Raw genomic sequence first — 11,961 nt, 5'->3', positions numbered from 1 at the left:
GCTCGGTAGTCCTCTTCGTCCCTCACGCTACCGCCAACCGGCGACACTCGCGCCGTGTCCCGAGGTGAGAAGGATTGCGTCCAATTGGATCATGGACATCGTTGTCAGCGCACACTAACGTCGCTGGTCACCAAGGGTCCGGCAGCGTTGCCTTCTCAGGGCCGCGCCGTCTGCCCTGGTCCGTGTGGGCGAACGCTGGAGGTGGCGATGGGCGCGGGTCAGATATTCCTGTGGGAGATGCTGGGCACCGCGGTACTGATCCTGCTGGGCACCGGCGTGGTGGCCAACCACGTGCTGCGGGACACGCTCGGCAGTGGGACCGGATTCCTGTTCGTGAACTTCGGCTGGGCGTTCGCCGTGTTCACCGGTGCGAGCATCGCGGCGCCGAGCGGTGCGCACCTCAACCCGGCGGTCACGCTCGGTCTCGCGGTCACCGGCAAGACCGAGTGGGCGGACGTGCCGATCTACGTCCTCGCCCAGCTGGTCGGCGCGATCATCGGCGCGACGCTGTGCTGGCTGACGTACAAGCTGCAGTTCGACACGCACCCCGAACCGCAGAACACGCTGGGGATCTTCTCGACCGCGCCGACCGTGCGCAATCCACTGTGGAACACCGTGACCGAGGTGATCGGCACGTTCGTGCTGGTCGGCTGGATCCTGCTGAGCCCGGCGGCCAAGGCCGCGGGCACGGACGGTGTGCCGCAGTTCGGCAACTCGGCACTGGGTTACGCGGGCGTCGCGTTCGTCGTGCTGGTGATCGGTACGTCACTCGGCGGGCCGACGGGCTACGCCATCAACCCGGCACGCGACCTCGGCCCCCGCATCGCGTACGCGATCCTGCCGATCCGCGGCAAGGGCAGCGCGGACTGGGGGTACTCGTGGGTACCGATCGTGGGCCCGCTGATCGGCGCGCTGCTCGCCGGACTTCTCTACCTCGTACTGCCCGTCTGACAGGAAAGGACGTTCAACATGGCCCAGTACGTGGCCGCGATCGACCAGGGCACGACGTCCACCCGTTGCATGATCTTCAGCCACGACGGCCGGGTGGTCTCGGTCGACCAGATGGAACACGAGCAGATCTTCCCCAAGGCGGGGTGGGTCGAGCACAACCCGGAGGAGGTCTGGCGCAACACCCGCGAAGTGGCCGCGGGCGCGGTCGCGAAAGCGGACCTGCACGTGTCGGACATCGCGGCGGTCGGGATCACCAACCAGCGCGAGACGGCGGTGGTGTGGGACAAGAAGACCGGGAAACCGGTCTACAACGCGATCGTCTGGCAGGACACCAGGACGGACAAGATCGTCAACGAACTGGGTGGCTTGGGCGGCGGGCAGGAACGCTACCGCGCCAAGACGGGTCTGCCCTTGGCGACGTACTTCTCCGGGCCGAAGATCCGCTGGATCCTGGACAATGTGGACGGTGCGCGCGACCGGGCGGAGCGCGGCGAACTGCTGTTCGGCAACATGGACACCTGGGTGCTGTGGAACATGACCGGCGGCCCGGAAGGCGGCGTGCACGTCACGGACCCGACGAACGCGTCCAGGACCATGCTGATGGACCTGGACACCCTCCAGTGGGACGCGGAGATCGCGGGTGAGATGGGCATCCCGCTGTCGATGCTGCCGGAGATCCGGTCCTCCTCGGAAGTCTACGGGAACGTGCGCGAGAAGGGCGCGCTGGCGGGCGTGCCGATCGCCGGGATCCTCGGCGACCAGCAGGCGGCGACCTTCGGCCAGGCGTGCCTGTCGCCGGGAGAAGCGAAGAACACCTACGGAACAGGCAACTTCGTCCTGCTCAACACCGGAACAGAGAAGGTGATGAGCGAGAACGGCCTGCTGACAACGGTCTGCTACAAGATCGGCAGCAACGACACGGTGTACGCGCTGGAAGGCTCGATCGCCGTGACGGGCTCGCTGGTGCAGTGGATCCGCGACAACCTGGGGATGATCACGTCAGCGGCGGAGATCGAGGAGCACGCACGCAGCGTCGAGGACAACGGCGGCTGCTACTTCGTGCCCGCGTTCTCCGGCCTGTTCGCGCCGTACTGGCGGTCCGACGCGCGTGGTGCGATCGTCGGCCTGACCAGGTTCGTCAACAAAGGACACCTGGCCCGCGCGGTGCTGGAGGCGACGGCGTTCCAGTCGCGTGAGGTGATCGACGCGATGAACGCGGACTCCGGCGTGCCGCTGACAGCGCTGAAGGTGGACGGCGGAATGGTCGCCAACGAGCTGCTGATGCAGTTCCAGGCGGACATCCTGGACGTGCCCGTGATCCGCCCGGTGGTGGCGGAGACGACGGCACTGGGCGCGGCCTACGCGGCAGGCCTGGCAGTCGGCTTCTGGTCGGGAGAAGACGACATCCGCAACAATTGGGCCAAGGACAAGCAATGGGACCCGGCACTCGACGGAACCAAGCGCGAAGCGCTGTTCGGCGAGTGGAAGAAAGCCGTGACGAAGACCTTCGACTGGGTGACCGACTGAATCACCCCGGCAACCCCGCCGGATCAAGCCGGTGCCTGATCAGGCACCGGCTTCAACTTCCGCGACGGTCACCAAGTCCACGCGTAGCGCAAGGCCGCGTGCCACGCCGGGTGGCCCGCAGGCCATTTGCGGTCGAAGAAGTGGTCGATCTTGAAGGCCATGCCGAGGCCCTTCGCTATGTACTGGTCACGTTCGAGTGACAACGAGAACGGGTGCCCGTTGTCGTCGGACCAGCGCTCGCGCTGCTTGATACACGTCTGCGCACCGAAGTACTGATTGCTGCACGGCGCGGGCGGGGACCAGATCTGGTCGTGCTGGAACCGCACCACCACTCCGTTGGCTCCCACCGTGATCGTGCCCGTCGCCTTGAGGCAGTAACCCGTTGCCGGAATCGTCCAGCGCACGTAGTGCTGGCGGCCGCCGTTGGACTCGATCGGCTTGAGGTTCTGGCAATTCGCGTCCCCGATATATTCCGCCGTGACGCGTTGCGTGTTGAAGGCGTTGTTGGTGTGGTCGAAGTACCCGTTCAACAGGACCCAGTCACCATCCTTGACGAAGTGTTCTCCGCCGCCCGGCGGCCACGCCGCAGGTGACCCCCAACTGATCTCCGACTCGTTCGGGCCCAGCGGTTTCCACGCCCACTGGCTCGCGGCCTGGTCGCCTGACCACACCTGTCCGGCGTTGCGGCCGAACATGAGGGAGTATTCGCCATACGAAGCAGACGCCGCTGCGGCGGGGACAGCCGACGAGACCATCACCACGACAGCGGCGACGAATGCACGGATCATGCCGCGCATGCTAACGCGCCGTTTGCTTCATCGTCGCGAAAACGATGATGTTGTCCTTGTAGCTACGGGCGGACTTGTCGAACACGCCGCCACACGTGATCAGGCGCAGTTCCGGCTTCGTGGTGTCCCCGTACACCTCGTCGGTCGGGAAGTCGTCCTTCGAGACCTGCTTCACCCGGTCGACGACGAACCGCACCTTGACCCCGTCGCTGCGGGACACCAGGACTTCGTCGCCCGGCGCCACGTCCTTGAGCTTGTAGAAGATTCCCGGTTTGTGGTCGCCGTCGACGTGGCCGAGGATCACGGCGGGCCCGACCTCCCCCGGGGTCGGCGCCTTGTCGTACCAGCCCGCCTGCATCGGCTGCGTCACAGGCGGGACCTGCACTGTCTCATCGGGATTGAGGCCGAGCGGCACCAATGTGGAGTGTGCCCCGATCTTCGGGATCGAGACCTCCGTCGGCGTGGAGGCGGACAGCGCGGTCGCTCCCTGCTGGTCCGTCTGCGCCCCCTGAGACGGATCAGCGGACGTGGTCTCCGCCGGTCGCGGCGCCGCTGCCTGTTCCCCCGAACAAGCACCCAGCACCAAGGCCAACGCGACAACCGCGCCACCCAGCCATTTCCGCATGACGCTCACTCCCTTCCGTACTTCCTATGACGTGTGCGCCGCAGTTCCGTTGCGTGTGCTGACTGATCAGGCACGCGAGCGGCGACGGAGCACGAACGCACCCGCACCACCAGCAGCCAGCAGACCCGCACCACCCAGCACGTACAGACCCGTGTTCGAACCCGACTCCTGCACCGGCGCAGCGGTGTTGACCGGAGCAACGTCACCCTCGCCCGTGTCCGCGGCACCCTTCGGCTTCACGGCAACCTGAGCGGGCTCGTGCTTCTTGACCGGGGCGGGCTTCGCCGGAGCGGGCTTGGTGGTGGTCTTCTCCAGCTCCGTGGCGGGCTTGCGGCCCTTGTCGCTGATGGTCAGGTTGGCCGTGACACGCGTGGAGCCGCAGGTGAAGGAGACCGGGTAGGTGCCGAACTTGATGTCCTTCTTGATCTGGGCCAGCGCGTAGAACCCCTTGCCGAACTGGTCGCCGGGGGTGAGTTCGCTGGGCGCGAGCGCGGTCGAGTCGACCTTCGCGCCGGTGAAGCCCGGCGCGTCGCAGCGGGCGATCAGAGTCACTCTGTCACCGGGCATCAACGGGTCGGCGTCGAAGGCGAGCGAGCCCTTCGCGGTCGCCGCGTTCGCCATGGGCGCGGCCAGCGCCAGGCCGGCGATTCCGAGAGCAATGGAGCCAAAGAAGGTGTTCTTGCGCATTTCGGGTTCCCCCAGGTTCGAAGTTCTTCATTTCGTTTTCTCACCCATAAAGACGCCCCGGGTGCCTGCCGGTTGCCCGAGGATCGACACATAAAAGTCGGATTTTCGAAGCAACCTCGGGCCGGGCCGCACACACAAAAGTGGCCCTGTCCCCTTCCCCGGGACAGGGCCACCCAGCGTGCGGTCGATTTTCAGTTCTGGGTACGCGAGCGGCGGCGCAGCATGAACGCGCCCGCACCACCGGCAGCCAGCAGACCGGCGCCGCCCAGCACGTACAGGCCGGTGTTCGAACCGGACTCCTGCGCCGGGGCCGCCACCACGTCACCCCCGCCGGTGTTCGCCGAGCCCTTCGGCTTGACGGCGACCTGGCCGCTCTCCTTCTTCGTCGTCTCGACCGGCTTGACCTGCTTCTTCTCGGTCGCCACCACCGTCACCTTCGTGCTGATGGCCTGGCCGCCGCACTGGAAGCTGACCGCGTAGGAGCCGGGCTTGACGTCCTTGCCGACCTTGGTCTTCCCGGCGAAGAAGTCGGTCTGCGGGTCGACGACCTTGACCGCGGACGCGAAGGCGGGCGAGGTGACCGTGTAGTCCCTGGAACCGGCCTTGTGGCACTCACCGCTCACGTCGACGACGTCGCCCGCCTTGTACGACTTCTTGTCGACGCTGACCTTGCCGACGACGTCCGTCCCCGGCCCCTGGTCGGCATTCGCGACGCCGCCGACAATGAACAGACCAGCGATACCGAAAGCGACCGCACCGGCGAGAGTGTTCTTGCGCATGAGAAAGTCCCCTTTGATTTCTGCCTGTTTGCTTTTCGCACTCATGAAGACGTACCGAGCTGTGACCCCGTTGCGTGGGGCAGGCAAAAGAATTGGCAGGAATTTCTCAGCAACCTCGCCCGGTGCCGCGCGTCGCGCTAGAGCTGCGTCCAGTCCCCGTCGAACTCGACCGCCGCGAGACTGGCAGGTGGGAAGCGCTGTGGCGCCAGCTCGCCGAGCAGGGCCCAGGCCAGCTCGTGCACAGCGGGGTTGTGGCCGATCAGCAGCAGCGTGGTCACCTCGTCGCCGGTCTGCCAGACCAGTTCGCGCAGAGTGTCCACTCCAGCCAGATACATGCTCTGGTCGAACGTGACCCCGGGCTGGTTCGGCAACTCGGCACGCACGCGGTCCCAGGTCTGCCTTGTCCGCAGCGCCGGTGAGCACAGCACGTGCCCGGGGCGCATCGACGCCAGCTCGCGGCCCACCTTCGTGGCCTCCTCGCGGCCGATCGGCGTCAACGGCCGCTCCACGTCGGCGAGGCCCACCGCGTTCGCGGCGCTGGCGTGCCGGAGTATCAGCAGCGTGCGGACGGTCATGCGACCCAGTCTCGCAGTTTTGTCGGTGGGTGGGTGCATGGTGTGAGGCATGCGATTCTCGGTGAACATCCCCAACTTCGGCGACTTCGCCGACCCGGAGGCCGTCGCGGTCCTCGCCCAGGCGGTCGAGCACGCCGGGTGGGACGCGCTGTTCGTCTGGGACCACGTCGTGCACGAGAAGGGCTTGGTCAGGGAGATCGCCGATCCGTGGATCCTGCTCACCGCGGCGGCCATGGTCACCAGCCGGATCAGGCTGGGCACGATGATCACCCCGGTCGCCCGCCGCAGACCGCAGAAACTCGCCCGCGAAGTGGCCACGCTCGACCGGCTCACCGGCGGTCGGATGGTCCTCGGCGTCGGCCTCGGCGAGCCGGTGGAGGACGAGTACGGCACGTTCGGCGAACCGACGTCCCGGCGGGTGCTGGCCGAGCGGCTCGACGAAGGCCTGACGGTGCTCGACCGGCTCTGGTCGGGCGAACGCACCACGTTCGAAGGCAAGCACGTGACAGTGCGGGATGTGATCTTCCGGCCGACGCCGGTGCAACGGCCGCGTGTGCCGATCTGGGTGGGTGGCAGGTGGCCCAACCTGCCGCCGATGCGCCGCGCGGCCAGGTGGGACGGGGCGATGCCGATGTTGTCCGGCGCATGGCAGGCGGAACCGCCGCCGCTCGACGAGGTCACCGCGGCGGGCACGTTCTTACAGACCGCGCGTGAAGAGGCCGGGCTGGCCGACCAGCCGTTCGACTTCATCATCGGCGGGTCCAGCCCGGGCGGCAAGTGGCCGGTGCTCCAGCAGTTGGCCGACGCGGGCGTGACGTGGTGGGACGAGCGCATGCCTTTCGGCGAGCTGCTCGACAACGCGGACGCGATCCGTCGGCGTGTCGACCAAGGGCCGCCCAGTGTCGCGTGATCCGGTGTGGGGCCCCACACCGGATCATCACGATCCGGGCTCCACTCAGGACTTGGAGGTGATCAGGGTCGCGTAGACGATGATGTTGTCCTTGTAGCTGTGGGCCGCGTGGTCGAACTGGCCGCCGCACGTGATCAGGCGCAGTTCCGAACCATGGGTGTCGCCATACACCTTGTCGGTCGGGAACTCGCGCTTGGCGATCTGCTCGACGTGCGTGACCTTGAACTGCGCTGTCTTGCCGTCCTGCCTGGACACGGCGATCTCGTCGCCGACGGCCAGTTCCTTGAGCCGGTAGAAGATCCCCGGCTTCTTGTTGCCGTCGACGTGGCCGAGGATGACCGCGGGACCGGCTTCACCCGGCGTCGGCGCCTTGTCGTACCAGCCGGCCTGCATGGGCTGGTCGACCGGTGGCACTTGGATGGTCTGGTCCGCGTTCAGGCCGAGCGGGACGAGCGAGGAGCGGGCGCCGATCTTCGGAATGGAGATCTCGGTCGGTGTCGACGCGGGCAACGAGGCAACGCCCTGCGCGGCGGACGCGGAGTCCCCTGTGGACACCTGAGCAGGCGGTGCGGCCTGCTTCTGCTCACCCGCGTCGCTGCCGCATCCGGCCAGTGCGAACACCAGGACCGCGGCACCAAGCCATGTCCGCATCAGCGATCAGTTCTGCTTGCGGGCACGCCGGAGGGCGACCGTTCCACCACCCGCGACAGCGACGAGCGCGAAGCCGCCGATCACCAGCGCACCGGTGTTCGTCGACGAGTCCTCCATGCCACCACCGGTCTCGGGGGCACCCTTCGGCTTGACGACCGTGGGCTTGCCTGCCTGCTCGGCCTCACGCTTCTTCTGGATGTCGGCTTCCTTCGGCGCCGGTGCCGTCGTCGGCACCTTGACCGGTGCGCCCGGCGAAGTGGTGACCTGGCTCGACGGTGCACCCGGCGCCGGCTGAGTGGAGCCGTTGTCGTTGTTCGCCATGGCGATCGGCGCGCCGAGGATCAGGACGGCTGCGCCGAACACGACACCGGCCACAGTGGAGCGAATACGCATCGGAGACCTTTCATGGGTTCAGGCGGGTTCATGCCTTCGCACCACACACGCCCGAGCCGATCTCCGGGTTGCCCCGAGTTTCGAAGAAGTTTCAGTCCAGGTCGTCGTGCCTCATCAGCCGCCTGCCTGCCTCGGTGATCGACCCGGACAGCGAGGGGTACACCGAGAACGTCAACGCGAGGTGCTCGACCGTGAGCTGGTTCTGCACCGCGATCGCGATCGGCAGGATCAACTCGCTCGCCGTCGGCGCCACCACGACACCACCGATCACCACACCGGTGGCCGGACGGCAGAACAGCTTCACGAAGCCGCGGCGCAGGCCTACCATCTTGGCCCGCGCGTTGGTGGCGAGCGGCAGCATGATCGTGCGGGCGGGCACCTCACCCGAGTCGATCGCCTGCTGGCTGATGCCGACGGTGGCGATCTCCGGGTGCGTGAACACGTTCGCCGCGACAGTCTTGAGCCTGATCGGCGCGACGCCCTCACCGAGCGCGTGCCACATCGCGATCCGCCCCTGCATGCCCGCGACCGAGGCGAGCATCAGCACGCCGGTGCAGTCACCGGCCGCGTACACGCCCGGCACGCCCGTCCGCGAGACCCGGTCGACCGAGATGAACCCGCCGGGTCCCGGCTCGATCCCGACCTTCTCCAGGCCGATGTCGGTGGTGTTGGGGATCGAGCCGACCGTCATCAGCGCGTGACTGGCCTCGATCTTGCGCCCGTCCTGCAGGTGCACGACGACCCCGTCGGTCACACGCTCGACCTTCTCGGCCCGCGCGTGCTTGTACAACGTCGTGCCACGCTCGGCGAAGGCGTCCTCAAGCACAGCCGCCGCGTCCGCGTCCTCGTGCGGCAGCACGCGGTCACGGCTGGAGACCACACTGACCTTCACGCCCATCTCGATGTACGCCGAGGCGAACTCAGCGCCGGTGACACCGGAACCGACCACGACCAGGTGCTCCGGCAACTCGGTCAGGTCGTACAGCTGCCGCCAGTCGAGAATCCGCTCGCCATCGGGCACAGCACCCGGCAGCACACGCGGCGTGGCACCCGTCGCGATCAAGGTCACGTCCGCCGCGAGCACCTCGGGCTCACCGCTGTGCGGCGTCACCCCGATGCGGTGCTCGGCCATCCCTGGCCGGTCGTCGACGAACCGGCCGTAACCCGCGATCAGCCGCACGCCCTCCCGCTGCAACCGCGCCCGGATATCCGCCGACTGCGCGAGGGCAAGACCACGGACCCGCCCGTGCACCACCGGCACCTCGACCTCGGCCTGCGAACCGTTGGTCCGGATCCCCAGCTCATCAGCGTTGCGGAACGCGGAACGCGCACCAGCTGACGCGATGAACGTCTTCGACGGAACACAGTCGTACAGCACGCACGCGCCACCGAGCCCGTCCCGCTCGACAATCGTGACGTCAGCGCCATGCTGCGCCGCGACAAGCGCAGCCTCGTAACCGCCGACGCCACCACCCATGATCACGATCCGGGTCAACGCGCTCGCTCCTCCTGTACCGCACGATCTGATCCACGTAAACCGTACGCTGGATCGTTCCGGCACCCACAGCCGGGAGATTCCCGACCGAGGACCGCAAGGCCCCGAACGCCACCCCGGCCTGGATCATGACCACGTTCGTGGGGCGACTCCCCGGCCCGCGTCCCGTCGCGGGATGTGTCGGGTCGCTACGCTGTCCGGGTGCCGCTCTATGCCGCGTACGGGTCCAACATGGATCCCAGCCAGATGCTCGAGCGAGCGCCCTACTCGCCGATGGCGGGTACAGGGTGGCTCGTCGGCTGGCGTTTGACCTTCGGGGGCGAAGACCTCAGCTGGGAGGGCGCGCTCGCCACCGTGGTCGAGGACAACGAGTCGCAGGTGTTCTGCGTGCTCTACGACGTCAGTCCCCGTGACGAATCCCGGCTCGACCGCTGGGAAGGCGCGCTGGGTCTGTACAAGAAGATCCGACTGCGGGTACAGACGCTGGAAGGATCGGTCGTCGCCTGGCTCTACGTTCTCGACGCGTACGAGGGTGGTCTCCCTTCCGCTCGCTACTTGGGCGTGGTCGCCGACGCGGCCGAGGCCGCCGGAGCACCAGCGGACTATGTCGCCGACCTGCGAATCAGGCCCTGCCAGGGCATAGGCCCCTGACACCAAGACACCGACGAGCAGGCCACCGCAACCAATGTGGCCTTCGTTGCACTATTGGCAACCAATGTGGCCTTCGTTGCGAAAAACGCAACCAAGGCGGCATTCGTTGCGTCCCGCGTACGCCGCGTGACAGCTAGCGCAGAGTAGTCCGCCTGGGGATAACTCAGGAGGCGAGCGCGGTCAGCGCGGTGTGCACCATCACCCTGGTCCCCGTCAGCAGGGCGCGCTCGTCCAATTGGAACGTGGGTTGGTGCAGGTCACGCATGATTCCGTCGCCCGGCCACACGCCGAGGCGGGCGAACGAACCCGGGACGTGCTCCAGGTACCAGCCGAAGTCCTCACCGCCGGACGACTGCTTGGTACCGGCCAGCGCGTCGCCACCCAGCGCGGACTCGATGCCCGCACGCAGGATCGCGGTGCTTTCGCCGTCGTTGACGACCGGCGGCACGCCACGGCGGTGGTGCAGCTCGTAGCCCACGCCCAGCGGCGTCACCAGGGACTGGACCAGGCCCGCGACCAGCGGCTCCAGGTCTTCCCACACCTCGTGGTCGCCTGTGCGCAGCGTGCCGCGCAGGACGCCTTCCTCGGGCACGGCGTTGGGCGCCTCACCTGCGTGTACCGCGCCCCAGACCAGCACGGTTCCGGAGCGGGGGTCGACGCGGCGGGACAGCAGCGCAGGCAGCCCTGTGATGACCGTGCCCAGTGCGTGCACCAGGTCGGCGGTCAGGTGGGGGCGGGACGTGTGGCCGCCCGGCGAGGTCAGGCGCAGTTCCAGCAGGTCCGCGGCCGAGGTGATGGCGCCGACCCTGGTCCCGACCCTGCCGACCTCCACGCGCGGGTCGCAGTGCAGGCCGAAGATCCGCTCGACGCCCTTGAGCGCACCCGCTTCGATCATGTCGAGCGCGCCACCTGGCATGACTTCCTCGGCGGGCTGGAAGATCAGCCGCACCCGGCCGGGCAGTTCCGGCGCCGACGCCAGCGCCAGTCCCGCTGCCAGCAGCACCGTCGTGTGCGCGTCGTGTCCACACGAGTGCGCCACGCCGTCCACCTTGGACGCGAAAGGCAGTCCAGTTGCCTCGTGCAACGGCAAAGCGTCGATGTCCGCACGCAGCGCGACGCAACGGTCACCCGTGCCGACGTCACAGATCAGGCCCGTTCCGGTTGGACCGATGACCGGCTGGAGACCCGCCGACGCCAGCATCGTCGCGAGCAGCTGAGTCGTTTGGAACTCCTGCCGCGAAAGCTCGGGGTGCGCATGGATGTGGCGGTACCAGGCGACGATGTCGCCGATGTTGCCCGCAAGCCAACCGTCCAACCAGGACGGCCCGCGACCGGCGCCGATGTCATCCACAGTGGGCATACTGACGCCGGAATCCGCCAGCAGCACGTCAGGATCGCCCTCCTGGGCGTGCGAGTCCAGAACAGTCATGCCGCACCTCCGCGGCAGCACCACGGAAACAAACCAACGAATCAGTGGTACCGGGGTTGAGCTTCAGGTTCTTGAGTGAACATCGTGCACGGTCGGCGCAACATAAGTGCCACTCACCACCATCTTGCACCACCGGGCTCAAGTGGGGGTGGTGAAACAGATGATCAGACCGGTCGCCGGTAGCGCGACTGCGCCAAACGGTTGACAGAATTCAGTCAGGCTGAACCACGACCGATCACGACTTCTTCGCCCGCTTGCGGCGCGCCCGGTGGCCGAGGATCACGATGCCGAGCAGCACCGCAGCGGCGATTCCGATCACAAGACGCTGCCTGGAGTTGGCGGAGTCCTGCTCGGTCGGCGCGGGGCTGATGTCGGGTCCGGACGGCGCGGTCGTGGCCTGTTGCGCGTACGGAGCAAGTTGGGCTGGTGCAGCCGTTGCTGCCCCGACGGGCAGGAAGAACAGCACAACGAGCACACAAGCGACCACAGCTCGCATCATT

At 67.4% G+C, this 11,961-nt stretch carries 14 protein-coding genes; 4 read left to right on the top strand and 10 right to left on the bottom strand.

Annotated features, from left to right (window positions below; all coding sequences use genetic code 11):
• Positions 1-207: 207 nt before the first annotated feature.
• A complete protein-coding gene (locus ALI144C_RS12340) occupies positions 208-951 on the top strand; it encodes an MIP/aquaporin family protein (protein WP_076987213.1) in 744 nt (247 codons plus the stop codon).
• Between the two features lie 18 nt (positions 952-969).
• Positions 970-2,478, top strand: coding sequence for a glycerol kinase GlpK (glpK, locus tag ALI144C_RS12335; RefSeq protein WP_076987212.1), 1,509 nt, complete (start codon positions 970-972; stop codon positions 2,476-2,478).
• Between the two features lie 68 nt (positions 2,479-2,546).
• Here glpK and ALI144C_RS12330 read toward each other — a convergent pair whose 3' ends face one another.
• The 5 genes from ALI144C_RS12330 to ALI144C_RS12310 form a co-directional block, all read right to left on the bottom strand.
• Entirely contained in the window at positions 2,547-3,266 is a 720-nt protein-coding gene (locus ALI144C_RS12330; RefSeq protein WP_193441179.1) for a hypothetical protein, read from the bottom strand.
• Between the two features lie 10 nt (positions 3,267-3,276).
• Positions 3,277-3,891, bottom strand: a complete 615-nt coding sequence (locus ALI144C_RS12325; RefSeq protein ID WP_076987210.1) for a class F sortase — start codon at positions 3,889-3,891, stop codon at positions 3,277-3,279.
• Positions 3,892-3,957: 66 nt separating this feature from the next.
• Entirely contained in the window at positions 3,958-4,578 is a 621-nt protein-coding gene (locus tag ALI144C_RS12320; protein WP_076987209.1) for a hypothetical protein, read from the bottom strand.
• A 191-nt stretch (positions 4,579-4,769) separates the two neighbouring features.
• Entirely contained in the window at positions 4,770-5,357 is a 588-nt protein-coding gene (locus ALI144C_RS12315; RefSeq protein ID WP_076987208.1) for a hypothetical protein, read from the bottom strand.
• A 137-nt stretch (positions 5,358-5,494) separates the two neighbouring features.
• A complete protein-coding gene (locus ALI144C_RS12310; RefSeq protein ID WP_076987207.1) occupies positions 5,495-5,932 on the bottom strand; it encodes a SixA phosphatase family protein in 438 nt (145 codons plus the stop codon).
• A gap of 49 nt (positions 5,933-5,981) precedes the next feature.
• On the opposite strand from ALI144C_RS12310, the gene ALI144C_RS12305 reads away from it, so the two are divergent.
• Positions 5,982-6,842: an LLM class flavin-dependent oxidoreductase gene (locus ALI144C_RS12305; protein WP_076987206.1), complete on the top strand. Its 861-nt coding sequence runs from the start codon at positions 5,982-5,984 to the stop codon at positions 6,840-6,842.
• Positions 6,843-6,887: 45 nt separating this feature from the next.
• On the opposite strand, the gene ALI144C_RS12300 is transcribed toward ALI144C_RS12305, so the two are convergent.
• The 3 genes from ALI144C_RS12300 to ALI144C_RS12290 all read right to left on the bottom strand — a co-directional run bounded on the left by ALI144C_RS12300 (position 6,888) and on the right by ALI144C_RS12290 (position 9,381).
• On the bottom strand, positions 6,888-7,493 hold the full coding sequence (locus ALI144C_RS12300) for a class F sortase (protein WP_076987205.1): 606 nt from the start codon (positions 7,491-7,493) through the stop codon (positions 6,888-6,890).
• A 6-nt stretch (positions 7,494-7,499) separates the two neighbouring features.
• Positions 7,500-7,886, bottom strand: a complete 387-nt coding sequence (locus ALI144C_RS12295) for a hypothetical protein (RefSeq protein WP_143230603.1) — start codon at positions 7,884-7,886, stop codon at positions 7,500-7,502.
• 91 nt (positions 7,887-7,977) lie between these two features.
• A complete protein-coding gene (locus ALI144C_RS12290) occupies positions 7,978-9,381 on the bottom strand; it encodes an NAD(P)H-quinone dehydrogenase (protein ID WP_076987204.1) in 1,404 nt (467 codons plus the stop codon).
• 201 nt (positions 9,382-9,582) lie between these two features.
• Between ALI144C_RS12290 and ALI144C_RS12285 the strand changes: the two genes are divergently transcribed.
• A complete protein-coding gene (locus ALI144C_RS12285) occupies positions 9,583-10,032 on the top strand; it encodes a gamma-glutamylcyclotransferase family protein (protein ID WP_042195735.1) in 450 nt (149 codons plus the stop codon).
• A 163-nt stretch (positions 10,033-10,195) separates the two neighbouring features.
• Here ALI144C_RS12285 and ALI144C_RS12280 read toward each other — a convergent pair whose 3' ends face one another.
• Together ALI144C_RS12280 and ALI144C_RS12275 are read right to left on the bottom strand one after the other, a co-directional pair.
• Complete coding sequence (locus ALI144C_RS12280; RefSeq protein ID WP_076987203.1) at positions 10,196-11,461, bottom strand: M20 family metallopeptidase; 1,266 nt, start codon at positions 11,459-11,461, stop codon at positions 10,196-10,198.
• Positions 11,462-11,696: 235 nt separating this feature from the next.
• The gene (locus tag ALI144C_RS12275) at positions 11,697-11,960 is read right to left on the bottom strand and encodes a hypothetical protein (protein WP_143230602.1); all 264 of its coding nucleotides are present in this window, start codon (positions 11,958-11,960) and stop codon (positions 11,697-11,699) included.
• Position 11,961: the final 1 nt, after the last annotated feature.

Source organism: Actinosynnema sp. ALI-1.44 (assembly GCF_001984155.1).
In the GTDB taxonomy this organism is placed as follows: domain Bacteria; phylum Actinomycetota; class Actinomycetes; order Mycobacteriales; family Pseudonocardiaceae; genus Kibdelosporangium.
Note: the sequence above shows the minus strand (reverse complement) of the source record. Positions and strands in the feature narration are given on the sequence as shown.

What these genes read in the sequence shown, in the direction of transcription:
- ALI144C_RS12310 (WP_076987207.1), bottom strand. Translation starts at nt 5,932, where the DNA reads ATGACCGTCCGCACGCTGCTGATACTCCGGCACGCCAGCGCCGCGAAC.
- ALI144C_RS12340 (WP_076987213.1), top strand. Translation starts at nt 208, where the DNA reads ATGGGCGCGGGTCAGATATTCCTGTGGGAGATGCTGGGCACCGCGGTA.
- ALI144C_RS12320 (WP_076987209.1), bottom strand. Translation starts at nt 4,578, where the DNA reads ATGCGCAAGAACACCTTCTTTGGCTCCATTGCTCTCGGAATCGCCGGC.
- glpK (WP_076987212.1), top strand. Translation starts at nt 970, where the DNA reads ATGGCCCAGTACGTGGCCGCGATCGACCAGGGCACGACGTCCACCCGT.
- ALI144C_RS12325 (WP_076987210.1), bottom strand. Translation starts at nt 3,891, where the DNA reads ATGCGGAAATGGCTGGGTGGCGCGGTTGTCGCGTTGGCCTTGGTGCTG.
- ALI144C_RS12305 (WP_076987206.1), top strand. Translation starts at nt 5,982, where the DNA reads ATGCGATTCTCGGTGAACATCCCCAACTTCGGCGACTTCGCCGACCCG.
- ALI144C_RS12300 (WP_076987205.1), bottom strand. Translation starts at nt 7,493, where the DNA reads ATGCGGACATGGCTTGGTGCCGCGGTCCTGGTGTTCGCACTGGCCGGA.
- ALI144C_RS12295 (WP_143230603.1), bottom strand. Translation starts at nt 7,886, where the DNA reads ATGCGTATTCGCTCCACTGTGGCCGGTGTCGTGTTCGGCGCAGCCGTC.
- ALI144C_RS12280 (WP_076987203.1), bottom strand. Translation starts at nt 11,461, where the DNA reads ATGACTGTTCTGGACTCGCACGCCCAGGAGGGCGATCCTGACGTGCTG.
- ALI144C_RS12275 (WP_143230602.1), bottom strand. Translation starts at nt 11,960, where the DNA reads ATGATGCGAGCTGTGGTCGCTTGTGTGCTCGTTGTGCTGTTCTTCCTG.
- ALI144C_RS12330 (WP_193441179.1), bottom strand. Translation starts at nt 3,266, where the DNA reads ATGATCCGTGCATTCGTCGCCGCTGTCGTGGTGATGGTCTCGTCGGCT.
- ALI144C_RS12315 (WP_076987208.1), bottom strand. Translation starts at nt 5,357, where the DNA reads ATGCGCAAGAACACTCTCGCCGGTGCGGTCGCTTTCGGTATCGCTGGT.